The 16,187-nt window shown below is 71.0% G+C and carries 9 protein-coding genes and 1 pseudogene; 6 read left to right on the top strand and 4 right to left on the bottom strand.

Annotation, left to right across the window (positions count from 1 at the left end):
- Nucleotides 1–47: 47 nt before the first annotated feature.
- The 3 genes from ACZ4SA_RS20495 to ACZ4SA_RS20485 form a co-directional block, all read right to left on the bottom strand.
- Entirely contained in the window at nucleotides 48–2,072 is a 2,025-nt protein-coding gene (locus ACZ4SA_RS20495) for a M4 family metallopeptidase (protein ID WP_468276393.1), read from the bottom strand.
- Nucleotides 2,073–2,445: 373 nt separating this feature from the next.
- Nucleotides 2,446–4,380 carry an ABC transporter ATP-binding protein gene (locus tag ACZ4SA_RS20490; RefSeq protein WP_468276607.1) on the bottom strand — a complete coding sequence of 645 codons (1,935 nt, stop codon included), beginning with the start codon at nucleotides 4,378–4,380 and terminating at the stop codon, nucleotides 2,446–2,448.
- A gap of 161 nt (nucleotides 4,381–4,541) precedes the next feature.
- Entirely contained in the window at nucleotides 4,542–6,440 is a 1,899-nt protein-coding gene (locus tag ACZ4SA_RS20485; RefSeq protein ID WP_468276391.1) for an ABC transporter ATP-binding protein, read from the bottom strand.
- 167 nt (nucleotides 6,441–6,607) lie between these two features.
- Between ACZ4SA_RS20485 and ACZ4SA_RS20480 the strand changes: the two are divergent.
- Nucleotides 6,608–7,082, top strand: a pseudogene (locus ACZ4SA_RS20480) (LuxR C-terminal-related transcriptional regulator); the annotation flags it as partial.
- Nucleotides 7,083–7,091: 9 nt separating this feature from the next.
- Here ACZ4SA_RS20480 and glgX read toward each other — a convergent pair.
- Nucleotides 7,092–9,362: a glycogen debranching protein GlgX gene (glgX, locus tag ACZ4SA_RS20475; RefSeq protein ID WP_468276389.1), complete on the bottom strand. Its 2,271-nt coding sequence runs from the start codon at nucleotides 9,360–9,362 to the stop codon at nucleotides 7,092–7,094.
- 214 nt (nucleotides 9,363–9,576) lie between these two features.
- On the opposite strand from glgX, the gene ACZ4SA_RS20470 reads away from it, so the two are divergent.
- From ACZ4SA_RS20470 to ramS, 5 genes are all read left to right on the top strand, one after another.
- Nucleotides 9,577–10,809 (top strand): L,D-transpeptidase, encoded by a 1,233-nt coding sequence (locus ACZ4SA_RS20470; protein WP_468276386.1) that lies wholly within the window; start codon nucleotides 9,577–9,579, stop codon nucleotides 10,807–10,809.
- A gap of 214 nt (nucleotides 10,810–11,023) precedes the next feature.
- Entirely contained in the window at nucleotides 11,024–12,271 is a 1,248-nt protein-coding gene (locus tag ACZ4SA_RS20465; protein ID WP_468276384.1) for a L,D-transpeptidase, read from the top strand.
- 76 nt (nucleotides 12,272–12,347) lie between these two features.
- Entirely contained in the window at nucleotides 12,348–13,115 is a 768-nt protein-coding gene (locus tag ACZ4SA_RS20460) for an enoyl-CoA hydratase/isomerase family protein (RefSeq protein ID WP_468276381.1), read from the top strand.
- Between the two features lie 178 nt (nucleotides 13,116–13,293).
- Nucleotides 13,294–15,915: a class III lanthionine synthetase LanKC gene (gene lanKC / locus ACZ4SA_RS20455; RefSeq protein ID WP_468276379.1), complete on the top strand. Its 2,622-nt coding sequence runs from the start codon at nucleotides 13,294–13,296 to the stop codon at nucleotides 15,913–15,915.
- A gap of 28 nt (nucleotides 15,916–15,943) precedes the next feature.
- Entirely contained in the window at nucleotides 15,944–16,072 is a 129-nt protein-coding gene (gene ramS, locus ACZ4SA_RS20450) for a mycelium formation morphogenetic lantipeptide SapB (protein WP_053556909.1), read from the top strand.
- Nucleotides 16,073–16,187: the final 115 nt, after the last annotated feature.

Raw genomic sequence — 16,187 nt, 5'->3', positions numbered from 1 at the left:
AGCGCCCCAGTTCATGAGTGGTGCGTCGGCTCGAGCGGCTCAGTGGGTCAGAAGGTGAGCTTCACGCTGTTGATGTAGCCGGTGTCCCAGCGGGCCACGTCCTGCACCCGCAGCTTCCACGTGCCGTTGGCGGTCTCGCTCGAGGCATTGACCGTGTAGGTCTCCTTGACGTCGTTCGCCGAGTCCGAACCGCTGGAGTTCTTCAGGCGGTACGCGGTGCCGTCCGGGGCGAGCAGGTCGATGACCAGGTCACCACGCCAGGTGTGGACGATGTCCACACCGATCTTCAGGGCGGACGGGGCGTTGCCCGTGCGGCCGGTGACGTTGACCGAGGAGGTCACGGCGGCGCCGTTGTCCGGGATGGACACGTCGGCCGTGTTCTCGAAGACCGTGCCGTCGCCCGGGTCGCCGCCGTCGTCGGGGCGGGAGCCGACGTTGATGCCGGCCCAGGCGTCGGTCACGGCCTTGACCTCGGCGCTGGTCGCGCCGTAGAGCTCGGTCGCCACCGCGAGGGTGCCGGTGCGGGCGCCCGCGTAGTCGGTGCGCGAGTTGAACTTGGTGGTGAGGGCCTTGTACCAGATCAGCGCGGCCTTCTCGCGGCCGATACCGGTCACCGGCAGGCCGTCGGAGGTCGGCGAGTCATAGCTGACGCCGTTGATCGTCTTGGCGCCGCTGCCCTCGGAGAGCAGGTAGAACCAGTGGTTCGCCGGGCCCGAGGAGTAGTGGACGTCGACGTTGCCGATGCCGGAGTACCAGTAGTCCTTGGACGCGCCGTCCTTGCTGGGCTTGTCCATGTAGCGCAGCGGCGTGCCGTTGCCCCGGATGTCGATCTTCTCGCCGACGAGGTAGTCGCCCACGTCCTGGGAGTTGTTCGCGTGGAACTCGACCGCGGCGGCGAAGATGTCGCTGGTCGCCTCGTTGAGGCCGCCGGACTCTCCGCTGTAGATGAGGCCCGCGGTGTTGGAGGTGACGCCGTGCGTCATCTCGTGCGCGGCCACGTCGATGGACGTCAGCGGCTTGCTGTTGCCCGAGCCGTCGCCGTACGTCATGCAGAAGCAGCTGTCCTGCCAGAACGCGTTGACGTAGTTGTTGCCGTAGTGGACGCGGGAGTACGCGCCGACACCGTCGCCGCGGATGCCGCTGCGGCCGTGCACGTTCTTGTAGTAGTCCCAGGTGAGGGCCGCGCCGTAGTGGGCGTCGGCGCCCGCGGTCTCCATGTTCGACGGCGTGCCGTTGCCCCAGATGTCGTCCGGGCCGGAGAAGAGCGTGCCGCTGCCCGACGTGCCGCGGTTGAGGTTGTTCGTCTTGTGGTTGCCGCGGGTGGTGTCGGTGAGCGTGTACGACGGGGCCGTGCCGAGGGTGACCTGGCCGCTGTACTGGGTGTTGCCGGTGCCGTTGTGGACGGCCTGCCACTCGAAGAGCTTCTCGCCGGTGGCGGCGTCGGTGACCACGTGCAGCTCGTTCGGGGTCCCGTCGTGCTGGAGGCCGCCGACCACGGTCTCGTAGGCGAGGGTGGGGCTGCCCGTGCCCATCCAGACGACCTTGCGGGGCGCCTGCTCGGCCTTGGCCGACTTCGAACCCTCGGCCTTGGCGGCGCCGAGGGCCTGCTTCTCCGCCGTGGCCGGCGCGACGTCGGCGCGGGTGCCGACGTTCTTCAGCGCGGCGCGGGAGGCCTTGGTGACCGCCTCGGTCGCGCCCGACGCGGACTCGGCGACCACGAGGTCGCCGCCGAGGACCGGCAGCCCTTCGTAGGTCCGCTCGTAGCGCGTGTGCGTCGTGCCGTCGCGGTCCTGGGTGACGTCCCGGACGACGAGCTTCTCCTTGGCCGTCAGGCCGAGTTCCTTCGCGGTGGCGGCCGTCGTCGCGGACGCCTCGCGTATCAGCTCCGCCCGCTGGGCGGGTGTCAGGTTCTTGGGCAGGGCGCCGGGATCGGCCTTGCCCGCCTTCGCCGCGGCGGGGGCCTCGGGCTGGGCCGCGACGGACGTTCCGGTCTGGAAGCCGACCGCGAGGAGCGCGGCGGTTGCGATGAGGGCTCCGGTCGCGGTGGCGCGCCGGTGATGCGTGGGTCTCACGCGGACTCCTTCTGCGAGGGGGGTACCGGTCGGCTGGGTGGGCCGGCCGGGCAGAGCATGCGGAGCGGTAGTGCGTGGATGCGTGCGGAGCAGTAATGCGTGGGTCGTGGGAAGACTCGCAGGAGTGAACATGTTCTGTCAGGAGCGCGACAAAAAGTTGGCCGGAATTCGTCCGTTGCCCGAAAGGTCATGTTCGTTAAGCGGACGTTTCGCGGATCGTTGCCCGGGCGGGCTCCGGTATTCGTCCGGGGCTGCCCGGAAAGCGAGCGGAAGGCCACCGGAATCTCTGCATCTGTGAACCCGAGCCACCCCTAGGCCGGCCTTCCGGTTCCATCGGCCGCGCCGGGTGTGGCTCATTCCGTACCGGCGTGACTCAGCCCACCACGCTGTCCCGCCACGCCCGGTGCAGCCCCGCGAAACGCCCCTGGCCGCCGATCAGTTCGCCCGGCGCACCGTCCTCGACGATCCGCCCGTGCTCCATCACCAGCACCCGGTCCGCGATCTCGACCGTCGACAACCGGTGCGCGATCACCACAGCCGTACGGCCCCGGAGCACGGTGTCCATCGCCCGCTGCACCGCCCGCTCGCCGGGGATGTCCAGCGAACTCGTCGCCTCGTCCAGGATCAGCACCGCGGGGTCGGCGAGCAGCGCACGGGCGAACGCCACCAACTGCCGCTGCCCCGCCGAGATCCGCCCGCCGCGCTTGCGGACATCCGTGTCGTAGCCCTCGGGCAGCGCGGCGATGAAATCGTGTGCCCCGATCGCCTTGGCGGCCTGCTCGACGTCCGAACGGGACGCGTCCGGCCGCCCGATCGCGATGTTCTCCGCGACCGTCCCCGAGAACAGGAACGCCTCCTGGGTCACCATCACCACCCCCCGGCGCAGATCGGGCACCGCCAGATCACGCAGATCGGTGCCGTCGAGCAGCACCCGGCCCTCGGTGGGGTCGTAGAAGCGAGCCAGCAGCTTGGCCAGGGTGGACTTGCCGGCACCCGTCGACCCGACGACGGCGACAATCTGACCGGCCGGGATCGTCAGGTCGAAGCGGGGCAGCACCTCCCCGCCCGTGCGGTAGGCGAAGGAGACCTGCTCGAACACGACCTCACGGCCCGGGCTGCCGAGGGCCCGTACCGGCAGCTCACACGGCTCGCGCGCCTCGGGCACCGTCGGTCGCTGCGCCAGCAGACCCGCGATCTTCTCCAGCGACGCGGCCGCCGACTGGTAGGAGTTGAGGAACATGCCGAGCCGGTCGATCGGGTCGTACAACCGCCGCAGATACAGCACGGCCGCCGCCAGCACACCCAGCGCCAGCGTCCCCTGTGCCACCCGGTACGCGCCCCACAGGACCATCGCGGCGACCGCCGTGTTGGCGACGAGCCGGGAGCCCACCACATAGCGGGCCATCTCCAGCAGCGCGTCGCCGTTGCTGCGCTCGTGGCGGTGGTTGAGCACCTCGAACTCCGCGTCGTTGGCGCGCTCGCGCCGGAAGGCGCGCACCGGCCGGATGCCGTTCATCGTCTCCGCGAACTTCACGATGACCGCCGCGATCGCCGTGGAGCGGTTCATGAACACGGCCTTGGCGCGCCGTTGGTAGAGCCGGACCAGCAGGTAGAGCGGGATGAACGACAGGACGGCCGTACCGCCGATCCCGACGTCCAGCCAGAGCAGCATCGCCGAGATGTACACGAAGGCGAGCACGACGCCGATCAGCTCCTGCAGGCCTTCGCTCAGCAGTTCGCGCAGCGACTCGACATCGGTGGTCGAGCGGGAGATGAGCCGGCCGGAGGTGTACCGCTCGTGGAAGTCGACGCTCAACGCCTGCGCGTGGCGGAAGATACGGCCGCGCAGATCCAGCAGCACGTCCTGGTTCACACGGGCGGAGGCACGGATGAAGGCGTACTGGAGCGTTCCCGCGGCCACCGCGCACGACGCGTACCCGATGCCGACGGCGACCAGGGGTCCGTAGTCGTGGCCGCGGAACGCCGGCACGCCGTGGTCGATGGCGTACGCGACGAGGAGCGGGCCTGCCTGCACGGCCGCCTGCTGCAGCAGGAGTAGCACCGCGGCGAGCGCGACACGGGCACGGCGGGGCGCGAGGAGGGAGCGCAGCAGGGCGCCGGTCGCACCGTCGGGGGCGGGCAGGGCGTCCCGGTCGAACGGGTCGTCGGCCGCTGGGCCGGGAGCTTCTGAGCGCCCGTCCGGGGCGGGGCTCTCTGGGGACGCGTCCGGGGCGGGGGGCGCGGCCGAGTCGTCCGCGGCGGCCGGCGCGCGAACGCCCGCGGAGCGCGGGGCTGCGGTGCCAGACACCGGGGGGTCGGCCTTCGCGCCCACTCCCGCGCCCGCGGAGCGCGGGGGTGCGGCGTCGGGCACAAGCGGCTCCTGACCGGCCGGTCCGGTCACGGCGACGCCGTCCGAGGAGCCGGATCCGGCCACCGGGTCCGCTGCCGAGTCGGCCGTCGAACCAGTCGTCACTGTGCTGTCCCTTCCACTCCCGCGCTCCTCCCGGGGGCCGCTCGGCCGCCGGGCTCCCCATCGGCCGCCGGCTTCTGCGCGCCGCTCGGCACAAGGGGCGCCTCCGGGCCGCCGGGCCCTTCCGCGCCGGACATCAGCCATGCGTACTCCGTGTTCGCACGCAGCAGTTCGTGGTGCGTTCCCACCGCCGCGATACGCCCCTTCGACAGCAGCGCGACCCGGTCGGCCAGCATCACCGTCGACGGCCGGTGTGCCACCACCAGAGCGGTGGTCCCCTCCAGAACCCGGCGCAGCGCCGCCTCCACGAGCGCCTCCGTGTGCACGTCGAGCGCCGAGAGCGGGTCGTCCAGCACCAGGAAGCGGGGTCGCCCGACGACGGCGCGGGCGAGCGCGAGTCGCTGGCGCTGGCCGCCGGACAGGCTCAGGCCCTGCTCGCCCACCTGGGTGGCCGCGCCGTGCGGCAGCGCGTCCACGAAGCCCGCCTGCGCGATGTCGAGCGAGCGGCGCAGCTCGGCCTCGTCGGCGTCGCCATGAGCAGCCATCAGGACGTTCTCGCCGACGCTCGCGGAGAACAGCGTCGGCTCCTCGAACGCCACCGACACCAGCTCGCGCAGCCGCTCGCGGGGCATGGCGGTGATGTCCTGCCCGTCGAGGGTGATCCGCCCGCCGGTCGGCTCGTGCAGCCGCGGTACGAGCGCGGTGAGCGTGGTCTTGCCGCTGCCCGTCCCGCCGACGAGGGCCATCGTCTCGCCCGGACGGACGTGCAGGTCGATCCGGTCGAGGACGGGCGCGGTGTCCGCGGGTGCGTCCGGGTAGCGGAACTCGACTCCGTCGAAGCGCAGCCCGCCGGCCTCTGCGGGCGTTCCACCGGTCAGGGCCTCGGCGTCTTCGTACGTCTCACGCTCCTCTTCCGCGTCCAGCACCTCGAAGTACCGGTCCGCGGCCGTCGCCGCCTCCTGGCTCATGGCAAGCAGGAAGCCGATCGAGTCCACCGGCCAGCGCAGCGCCAACGCCGTCGACAGGAACGCCACGAGCGTGCCCGCCGACAGCTCGCCGTCCGCGACCTGGACCGTACCCAGCACCAGCGCGGCCCCGATGGCCAGTTCGGGGATGATCGTGATCAGCGCCCAGACGCTGCCCAGCAGCCGGGCCTTGCCGAGCTCCGTGCCGCGCAGCCGCTCCGACAGGCCGCGGAACGCCTCGGCCTGGCTGCGGTGCCGGCCGAAGCCCTTGATGATGCGGATGCCGAGGACGCTCTCCTCGACGACCGTCGTCAGATCGCCGACCTGGTCCTGGGCCTTTCGGGCGACGAGGGAGTACCGCGCCTCGAAGAGGGAGCAGACCACGACCAGCGGCACGACGGGAGCCAGCAGGACCAGCCCCAGCGTCCACTCCTGGCCGAGCAGGATCACGAACCCGACGAGGATCGTTGTCCCGTTGACGAGCAGGAACGTCAGTGGGAAGGCCAGGAACATCCGCAGCAGCATCAGGTCGGTGGTGCCGCGCGAGAGCAACTGGCCCGAGGCCCACCGGTCGTGGAAGGCCACCGGCAGACGCTGCAGGTGCCGGAAGAGATCCGCCCGCATGGCCGCCTCGACACCCGCGAGCGGCCGGGCCACCAGCCAACGCCGGAAGCCGAACAGAACGGCCTCCGCGATGCCCAGCAACAGCAGGACCAGCGCGCCGAACCAGACGCCGCCCGGGTCCCCGCCGGCGACGGGCCCGTCGACGATCCACTTCAGCACCAGCGGGATGACCAGGCTGAGACAGGAGGCCACGACGGCGACAAGAGCCGCGCTGAACAGGCGCGTACGGACCGGGCGCACGTACGGCCACAGCCGCAGGAGCGAACGCGTGGCGGAGCGGTCCCTGGTATCGGAAGGTGGTGTGGGCATCAGGTGCGAGCCTACGGTTCACCACTGACAGCGCTCATGTGGTTTTCCGCCAGGCGGCGCACCTTCGGCCCGGGGCCGGGTGACGGGCCGAGCGGAGTGGACGAGCTCACCACCCGGCTGGACCCGCGCGCCCGCAGGGACCCTGGCAACTGATCGAGGAGGTCAGGGACTCGGGCGTCATGGACCTGCGCATGCCCGGCGGTGGGGGAGTGGCGGCCATCGCCGAGCCGGCCCGCCGCGGCGCCCGCGCCAAGGTGCTGGTCCTCACACCTACGACACGGACTCCGACACCCTGCCCGCCATCGAGGCCGGCGCCACGGGTACCTCCTCAAGGACGCGCCCCGCGACGAACTGTTCACGGCGGTGCGGGCCGCCGCAGACGGCCGTACCGTGCTCTCCCCGGCGGTCGCCTCCCGTCTCGTCTCGCATGTCCGCACCCCCGCCGCGCCCGGCAAGGAGTCGCTCTCCGCCCGCGAGCGGGAGGTGCTCGAGCTGGTCGCCGAAGGCACGTCCAACCGGGAGATCGCGGCGGAGCTGTTCATCAGCGAGGCCACGGTCAAGACCCACCTCACGCCCATCTTCGGCAAGCTCGGCGCCAGGGACCGGGCGGCGGCCGTCGCCTGCGCCCGGGGCGTCCTCGGCTCACCGGACTCAGCGCGCGACCCGCAGCAGCAGCACCGAACGGCCGGGCACCCGCACCACCGAACCCCCCTCGTGCACCGTGCCCGGCGGCGAGGCCTGATCCTCCAGCGAGGTGTCCACCACCAGCTCGTACTCCTGCGCCCACGGAGCGCCCGGCAGCCGGAAGTCCGCCGGTTCGCCGGCCGCGTGCAGGATCGTCAGGAAGCTGTCGTCGGTGACCTGCTCCCCGTGTGCGTCCCGGCCGGGGATGTCCCGCCCGGACAGATACAGCGCGAGGATCGCCGACGGGGCGTACCAGTCGCCTTCGGTCATCTCCCTGCCCTGCGGGGTGAACCACGCCAGGTCGCGCAGTCCGTCCGGCGCCTGCGGACGGCCGGAGAAGAAGGCGCGTCTGCGCAGCACCGGATGACGGTGGCGCAGTGCCAGCAGCCGGCGGGTGAGCTCCAGCAGGCCGCCGGCCCCCGGCTCGTCGATCAGCGACCAGTCCAGCCAGCTGGTCTTGTTGTCCTGGCAGTAGGCGTTGTTGCTGCCGCCCTGTGTCCGGCCCATCTCGTCGCCGGCGACCAGCATCGGAACGCCCGTCGACAGCAGCAGGGTGGTCAGCAGATTGCGCACCTGCCTGCGGCGCAGAGCGTTGATGCCGGGGTCGTCCGTCCCGCCCTCCGCCCCGCAGTTCCAGGACCGGTTGTCGTTGGTGCCGTCGCGGTTGCCCTCCCCGTTGGCCTCGTTGTGCTTCTGCTGGTAGCTGACCAGGTCGCGCAGGGTGAAGCCGTCGTGCGCGGTGATGAAGTTGATGGACGCGTACGGCCGCCTGCCGCCCCAGGCATAGAGGTCGCTGGAGCCCGACAGCCGGTAGCCGAGATCGCGTACGTCGGGCAGGGCGCCGCGCCAGAAGTCCCGCACGGCGTCGCGGTAGCGGTCGTTCCATTCCGCCCACAGCGGTGGAAAAGCGCCCACCTGGTATCCGCCGTCGCCCACGTCCCAGGGTTCGGCGATCAGTTTCACCCGCCGCAGCACCGGGTCCTGGGCGATGACGGCCAGAAAGGGGGACAGCATGTCGACGTCGTGCATCGAGCGGGCGAGCGCCGCGGCCAGGTCGAAACGGAATCCGTCGACGCCCATCTCGGTCACCCAGTAGCGCAGCGAATCGGTGATCAGCCGAAGTACATGGGGCTGCACCACGTGCAGTGTGTTGCCGCAGCCGGTGTAGTCCGCGTATCTGCGGGCATCCGCCTGCAGGCGGTAGTAGCCGCGGTTGTCGATCCCGCGCAGGGACAGCATCGGCCCCAACTCGCTCGCTTCCGCAGTGTGGTTGTACACCACGTCGAGAATGACCTCGATGCCTGCGGCGTGCAGCGCCCGGACCATCCGCTTGAACTCGCCGACCTGCTGCCCGGCCGTGCCCGACGCCGCGTAGGCCGCGTGCGGGGCGAAGTAGCCGATGGAGTTGTAGCCCCAGTAATTGACGAGCCCCCGGCGCAGCAGATGGTCCTCGTGCGCGAACTGGTGCACCGGCAGCAGCTCGACCGCCGTCACCCCGAGCCGTACCAGATGCTCGATCGCCGCGGGGTGGGCGAGCCCCGCGTACGTGCCCCGCAGCTTCTCTGGGATGCCCGGATGCAGCTTGGTGAACCCCCGTACGTGCAGCTCGTAGATGACCGAGTCCGCCCAGGGGGTCTTGGGACGGCGGTCGTCCATCCACTCGTCGCCGTCGGCGTCGTCATGGACGACCACCCCCTTGGGCACGTACGGGGCGGAGTCCCGGTCGTCGCGCACCGTGTCGGCGACATGCTGGTCGGGCCAGTCCCGCACATGCCCGTACACCTGCGCGGGCAGCGCGAAGTCCCCGTCGACCGCGCGGGCGTACGGATCGAGCAGCAGCTTCGCCTGATTCCAGCGCGCCCCCGTCCACGGGTCCCACCGGCCGTGCACCCGGTAGCCGTACCGCCGACCGGGGCCGACGCCGGGCACGAAGCTGTGCCAGATCTCGTGCGTCAGCTCGGTGAGCGGCAGCCGGGTCTCCGTGCCGGACGCGTCGAACAGGCACAGCTCCACTCCTTCCGCCCCACCCGCCCACAGCGCGAAGTTGGTCCCCGCGACACCGTCCGGGCCGACCCGGAACCGTGCGCCCAGGGGCGTGGGCGATCCCGGCCACACCGGTGGTCTGCAGACCTCCGCCTCCGGGCGGTGGCAGGCCGCGCCGGCCACCGCCGAACGGGTGCCGGGCGGCTCGCCCGGCACCTCCTCCCGCACCGTCTCCTGCTCGGCTGCGCTCGACACCTGCCGGCCTCCCGCGGCTCGTCGGGCCCTGCTTGAGGTGCTCCCAGGCCCGGGGCCTTCGGTGGAGCACCGTTCGCGGCGTCCCGGCCGCGTCACCCCATGCCTGGTCCTCCCACCATTTCTGCCCGCGCCGCACTCGTCCCAACATCGCCTGCCGTTCACGTTGCCCCAGGCGGGTCGTTGCCCAGGGTGGGCCGCTGTCGTTGGTCGGTATGTGAGACATGTACTGAAGCGGGCGGGGCGCGGCGCGGCCGTCGCCCTGGCAGGAGCAGGACTGATCGCGGGACTCGTCGGCTGTACCGGCAAAACGCCCGGCGTCGGTGACAAACCGGGGGCGCGGGCATCCGGGGACACGATCAAAGTGACGCCGAAGGACGGGGCGAAGAAGGTGCGCCCGGACGACATCCTCGAGGTCCGTCTGACCGCCGGCCGGCTGGAGCGGGTCGAGGTCACGCGGATCGAGAACGCCACGAGGACCGCCGTCAAGGGCCGGATCTCCGAGGACGGGCTGCACTGGAAACCCAAGGAGGGCACCCGGCTGAAGCTCGCCGCCAAGTACAGCGTGGACGTGGTGGCACGCGACGGGCACGGCCGCAGGGCGGCGCGCCACACCACCTTCACGACCCTGGTTCCCGATCACCGGTTCGTCGGCTACGTCCAGCCGGAGAACCGCTCGACCGTTGGCACCGGGATGATCGTCTCCGTCGGGTTCAACCAGGCGATCGAGAACCGCGCCGCCGTCGAACGCGCGATCCGCATCACCTCCGATCCGCCGGTGGAGGTCGTGGGCCACTGGTTCGGCAACGAGCGGATCGACTTCCGGCCCCGTGACTACTGGAAGCCCGGCACCGAGGTCACTGTCGACATGCGGCTGCGCGAAGTCGAGGCGTTGCCCGGTGTCTACGGCCTCCAGAGCAAGACCATCTCCTTCACCGTCGGCCGCTCCCAGGTCTCCCACGTGGACGCGCAGGCGCGCACCATGAAGGTCGTACGGGACGGCAAGCCGCTGGCGACCGTGCCCATCACCGCCGGGGCACGCAAGCACCCGACGTACAACGGCAAGATGGTCGTCATGGAGATGCACGAGGTGACGCGGATGAACGGCGCGACCGTCGGCTTCACGAAGAAGAACGGCAAGAGCGAGTACGACATCAAGGACGTGCCGCACGCGATCCGGCTGACGACGTCCGGCACCTTCCTGCACGGCAACTACTGGACGAACCCCAAAATCTTCGGCACGAAGAACGTCTCGCACGGCTGTGTGGGGCTGCGGGACGACAAGGGCGGCAGCAGTGAGTCCCCGGGCGGCTGGTTCTTCGACCGGACCCTGATCGGCGACGTCGTGGAGGTCGTCAACTCCAAGGACCGGACGGTCGAGCCGGACAACGGCCTCAGTGGCTGGAACCTCGACTGGCAGGCGTGGAAGGCCGGTTCCGCACTGGGCTGACCCGGCGCCCTCACCGACTGGCACGACCTGTACCGCGGGCCGATGCCACCGCCAAGCGGCCCTGGCAGAGTCCGATGGACGAGTTGGGACTGAACGGTGACATTGGGGGGCACATCTGACGACGTGCGGTGTGATTATCTATCGCCGTGCGTGCGTGAGGTGCGCGGGGGTGCGGGCGTGGCGATGCCAGGCCGTGCGAGGGGAGAACACGACTGTGAACGGGCAGCCGATATCGGGGGCATCGGCCGGAACCGGACGCGGGCGCGGGGGCGCCGTGCTGTCCGCTCTGGTGGTGGGGGCGATGCTGGTGCTGACGGCCTGCGGGGGCGGGGGCTCCGACAAGGGCGGCGACACCGGGCCGGGCCGTAAGGACGGCGGCGGGAAGGTCGAGAACGCGGCCTCCCAGGCGGTGGTGACCATTACGCCGAAGGACGGCGCCGACGCGGTCGAGACCAGTGGCGCGCTCAAGGTCACGGCGGCCAAGGGCAAGCTGACGACGGTCAGCGTGCAGGACGACAAGGGCACCGAGATCAAGGGGAAGATCGCGGCGGACGGCGCGAGCTGGCAGCCGTTGCAGCATCTGGCGGGCTCCACCAAGTACAAGGTGCACGCCGTCGCCGAGGACGCCGACGGCCGCGAGTCGGCCAAGGACACCACCTTCACCACGCTGGTGCCCAAGAACACCTTCATCGGCCACTACACGCCGGAGGACGGTTCGACCGTGGGCGTCGGCATGCCGGTCTCCATCAACTTCACCCGCGGCATCACGGACCCGGAGGCCGTCGAGAAGGCGATCGAGGTGACGGCGGAGCCCTCCGTTCCGATCGAGGGCCACTGGTTCGGCAACGACCGCCTGGACTTCCGTCCCGAGAAGTACTGGGCCTCCGGCACCAAGGTGACCGTGAAGCTCAACCTGGACGGCGTCGAGGGCCGCCCCGGTGTCTACGGCAAGCAGGCCAAGACCGTCTCGTTCACCATCGGCCGCAGCCAGGTCTCCACCGTCGACGCGAGCGCCAAGACGATGAAGGTCGTACGCGACGGCAAGGAGATCAAGAACATCCCGATCACCGCGGGCGCGCCGTCGACCACGACGTACAACGGGCAGATGGTCATCAGCGAGAAGTACAAGGTGACCCGGATGAACGGTGCGACCGTCGGCTTCGGCGGCGAGTACGACATCAAGGACGTGCCGCACGCGATGCGGCTGTCCACCTCGGGCACCTTCATCCACGGCAACTACTGGGCCTCGCCGGGGACCTTCGGCTCGGCCAACGTCAGCCACGGCTGCGTCGGGCTGCGCGATGTGCGCGGCGCCTACGACAAGAACACCCCGTCCGCCTGGTTCTTCAACAACTCGATCATCGGCGACGTCGTGATCGTGAAGAACTCCAAGGACAAGCAGATCGCCCCGCACAACGGCCTGAACGGCTGGAACCTGTCCTGGGAGGAGTGGACGAAGTAGGACGCCCCCGCAGGGGCCCGGTGCTGTGAGCAACAGCACCGGGCCCCTGCGTGTTAACGGGTACTAACCTTCGCCCATGACCGTTTCACTCGAAGTCTCCGAAGGCGTCGGCACCATCAGGCTCGACCGCCCCCCGATGAACGCCCTCGACATCGCCGTCCAGGACCGGCTGCGCGAGCTCGCGGAGGAGGCGACCCGCCGCGAGGATGTACGGGCCGTGATCCTCTACGGCGGCGAGAAGGTGTTCGCGGCAGGCGCGGACATCAAGGAGATGCAGGCCATGGACCACACGGCGATGGTCGTGCGCTCCCGTGGACTGCAGGAGTCCTTCACCGCCGTCGCACGTATCCCCAAGCCCGTCGTCGCGGCCGTCACCGGATACGCGCTCGGCGGCGGCTGCGAGCTCGCGCTCTGCGCCGACTACCGGATCGCCGCCGACAACGCCAAGCTCGGCCAGCCGGAAATCCTGCTGGGCCTGATCCCGGGCGCCGGTGGCACCCAGCGGCTGTCCCGGCTGATCGGCCCGTCCCGCGCCAAGGACCTGATCTTCACCGGCCGTATGGTGAAGGCCGACGAGGCGCTCTCCCTCGGCCTGGTGGACCGCGTCGTCCCGGCCGCCGAGGTGTACGAGCAGGCGCACACATGGGCCTCGGCGCTCGCCAAGGGCCCCGCGCTGGCGCTGCGCGCCGCGAAGGAGTCGGTGGACACCGGTCTGGAGACGGACATCGAGACCGGTCTCGCGGTGGAACGCAACTGGTTCGCGGGGCTGTTCGCCACGGAGGACCGGGAGCGCGGCATGCGCAGCTTCGTCGAGGAGGGTCCGGGCAAGGCCAAGTTCCTCTGATCCCTCGGCCGGCCGGCCCCGCTCCGTCGAGGGCCGCGGGCCTGCTCGGCCGGGCCGGCCGCCGCGTCCGGCCCTGGTTACCTGTGCGTACCGCACGTTTGGGAGGTGACAACGGTGACTGCCGGGCGCCTGGCCGCGCGTGACAACGTCACTCCTGTCACCGACCGAGGGAGTGTGCGTGAACAAGGGGTACGCGGTCTTCTGCGACGCCGACCGGCACTTCTACGACGCGCCGCACCGCCTGGCGTTCGCAGAGAAGACCGCTGACGGCTCCCTGTACGAGGCGGCGCGGCTGCCGGTACCCGAGGGATGGCTCAGCCACCGCACGGGCGACTGGCTTGCCCTGCGGCCCGTGGAGCAGGCGCTGCCGTCCCAGGGCTGGAAGATCCATGTCTCCGCCTCCCTCGGCAACGCGGAGTCGGTGCTCACCAAGGTCCGGACGTACTGCCTGGCGCACGAGGTGGCGTTCAAGTTCGTCCCGAGCCGCTACCTGCTGCACCAGCGCAACGCCAAGTACGCCGACCGGGCGGCGAGCGGCAAGTTCATCACGGTCTACCCGGCGGACGAGGCCCGGTGCGGACGGATCGCGGGCGACCTCGCCGCGCTGCTCGACGGCGAGCCGGGTCCGTACATCCTCAGCGATCTGCGCTGGGGCGCGGGGCCGGTGCACCTGCGCTACGGGAGCTTCACCCGCCGCCACTGCTACGACGAGCAGGGCGAGCTGCGCCCCGCGATCGAGAACGGTGCTGGCGCGCTGGTGCCCGACCCGCGCGAGCCGGTGTTCCGAATACCCGAGTGGATCACACCGCCCGACTGTCTGCGGCCCCATCTCGAGGCCCGCGGCGCGGTGGCCGTCACGGACCTGCCGTACGCCATCGACAAGGCGCTGCACTTCTCCAACGGCGGCGGCGTCTACGAGGCACACCACAAGGACACCGGCACGCGGGTCGTACTCAAGGAGGCCCGCCCGTACGCCGGCCTCGCCGCCGACGGCGCCGACGCGGTGACCCGCCTGGACCGGGAACACCAGGCGCTGCGGCAACTGTCGGGACTCGCCTGCACACCGGAGGTCCTGGACAGCTTCGTGCTGGGCGAGCACCACTTCCTCGCGCTGGAGCATGTGGCGGGTCGGCCGCTCAACTCCTTCTTCGCCCGCAGACACCCGCTGATCGACGCGGATCCGTCGCCCGAACGGCTGGACGAATACACGCGATGGGCGATGCGGATGCACGGCCTGGTCGAACAGGCGGTGGCCGACGTCCACGCACGCGGAGTGGTCTTCAACGATCTGCATCTGTTCAACATCATGGTTGCCGAGGACGAGGAGTCCGTCGTCCTGCTCGACTTCGAAGCGGCACGCCCCGCGGAGGAGCGCGGTCGGCAGATCGTCGCCCACCCGGCGTTCGTCGCACCCGCCGACCGGCGCGGCATCGACGTCGACCGCTACGCGCTGGCCTGCCTGCGGATCGCCCTGTTCCTGCCGCTCACCAGCCTGCTCGCCGTCGATCGGGACAAGGCGGCACACCTGGCCGACCTCGCGGCACGGTACTTCCCGGTGCCCCGCGACTTCCTCGACGAGGCCGTACGGGAGATCGGACGCGACCCGGCCGGCGACCGGCTCCACGCACCGGCGCAAGGACCTGGCCGGTTCCTTCCCGTGGAACCGGACGACTGGCCGCGCAGCCGTGACTCGATGGCCGAGGCGATCCTCGCGTCGGCGACCCCGGAGCGCGAGGACCGGTACTTCCCCGGCGACATCGCACAGTTCGCGACCGCGGGCGGCGGAGCGAGCTTCGGCCACGGCACCGCCGGAGTGCTCCACGCCCTCCGCGAGAGCGGCTCCCCGGCCTGCCCCGCCGCCGAGGAGTGGCTGCTGCGCCACGCCAAGGCACCCGACTCGGGCACTCCGCTCGGTTTCTACGACGGCCTCGCCGGCATCGCCTGGACCCTTCACCGGCTGGGCCACACAGGCCCTGCCATGGGACTCGCCCACCGGATCCTCGAACAGGACTGGTCGGCGCTCTCACCCGACCTGCACAGCGGCACGGCCGGAATCGGCCTCGCCTTCGACGCACTCGCCGCCGCCACCGGGGACACGACCCTGCACGACGCCGCCCTCCACTGCGCGGAACTGACTGCCCGCCCCGTCCCGGCCGGCACCGGGACCGGGCGGAGCGCACGGCGCACCGGGCTGCTGCACGGATCCGCGGGCCGAGCGCTGCTCTTCGTACGGCTGCACGAACGCATCGGGGACACCGCGCTGCTCGACCTCGCGGCCGAGGCGCTGAGCGACGATCTGTCCCGGTGCGTACACGGTGCCGCCGGCACCCTTCAGGTGGACGAGGGCTGGCGCACGATGCCCTACCTGGGAGCGGGCAGCGCCGGTATCGGCATGGTGCTCGACGACTACGCAGCCCACCGCCGCGACGACACCTTCGACCGGGCACGCCGCGAGATCGTGCGGGCCGCGCAGGCCACGTTCTACGCACAGCCCGGACTCTTGCGCGGCGCCGCCGGCATGGTCCTGCACCTCGCGCGCACCACCACGGGCGGCCCCGGTACCACAGCAAAGGACGTACGCCGTCAGGTCCGTTCGCTGGCCTGGCACGCCATGTCCTACGAAGGCCGACTGGCCTTTCCCGGTGAGCAGATGATGCGGCTGTCGATGGACCTGTCCACCGGCACGGCCGGCTGCCTGCTGGCGCTGGCGGCGGCGCTCGGCGACCGCCCGGCGCAGCTGCCGTTCCTGCCGCCGCTGCACCGCCCCCAAGAACCGGCCCCGTCACGGGGTCGTCAGTAACACCGTCCCCAACAGAGAGGAAAAGATCATGACCCTGCTCGACCTGCAGTCGATGGAGACCCCGAAGGAAGAGGCCATCGGCGACGTCGAGACCGGCAGCCGCGCCAGCCTGCTGCTCTGCGGCGACAGCAGCCTCAGCGTGACCACCTGCAACTGATCCGGCGCGGCTCCGCGAGCGGCGGCAGTCGCGGCGGAGTCCCGGGGGGGGGGGGGGGGGGGGGGGGGGGGGGGGGGGGGGGGAGGGGAGAGGGGGGGGGGGAGAGGGGGGAGGG

It is taken from the genome of Streptomyces sp. NPDC027962, from assembly GCF_055566095.1.
Note: the sequence above shows the minus strand (reverse complement) of the source record. Positions and strands in the feature narration are given on the sequence as shown.

Bases quoted from the DNA above. Each gene is read 5' to 3' on its own strand.
- ACZ4SA_RS20485 (WP_468276391.1), bottom strand. From the start codon at position 6,440: ATGCCCACACCACCTTCCGATACCAGGGACCGCTCCGCCACGCGTTCG.
- ACZ4SA_RS20460 (WP_468276381.1), top strand. From the start codon at position 12,348: ATGACCGTTTCACTCGAAGTCTCCGAAGGCGTCGGCACCATCAGGCTC.
- ramS (WP_053556909.1), top strand. From the start codon at position 15,944: ATGACCCTGCTCGACCTGCAGTCGATGGAGACCCCGAAGGAAGAGGCC.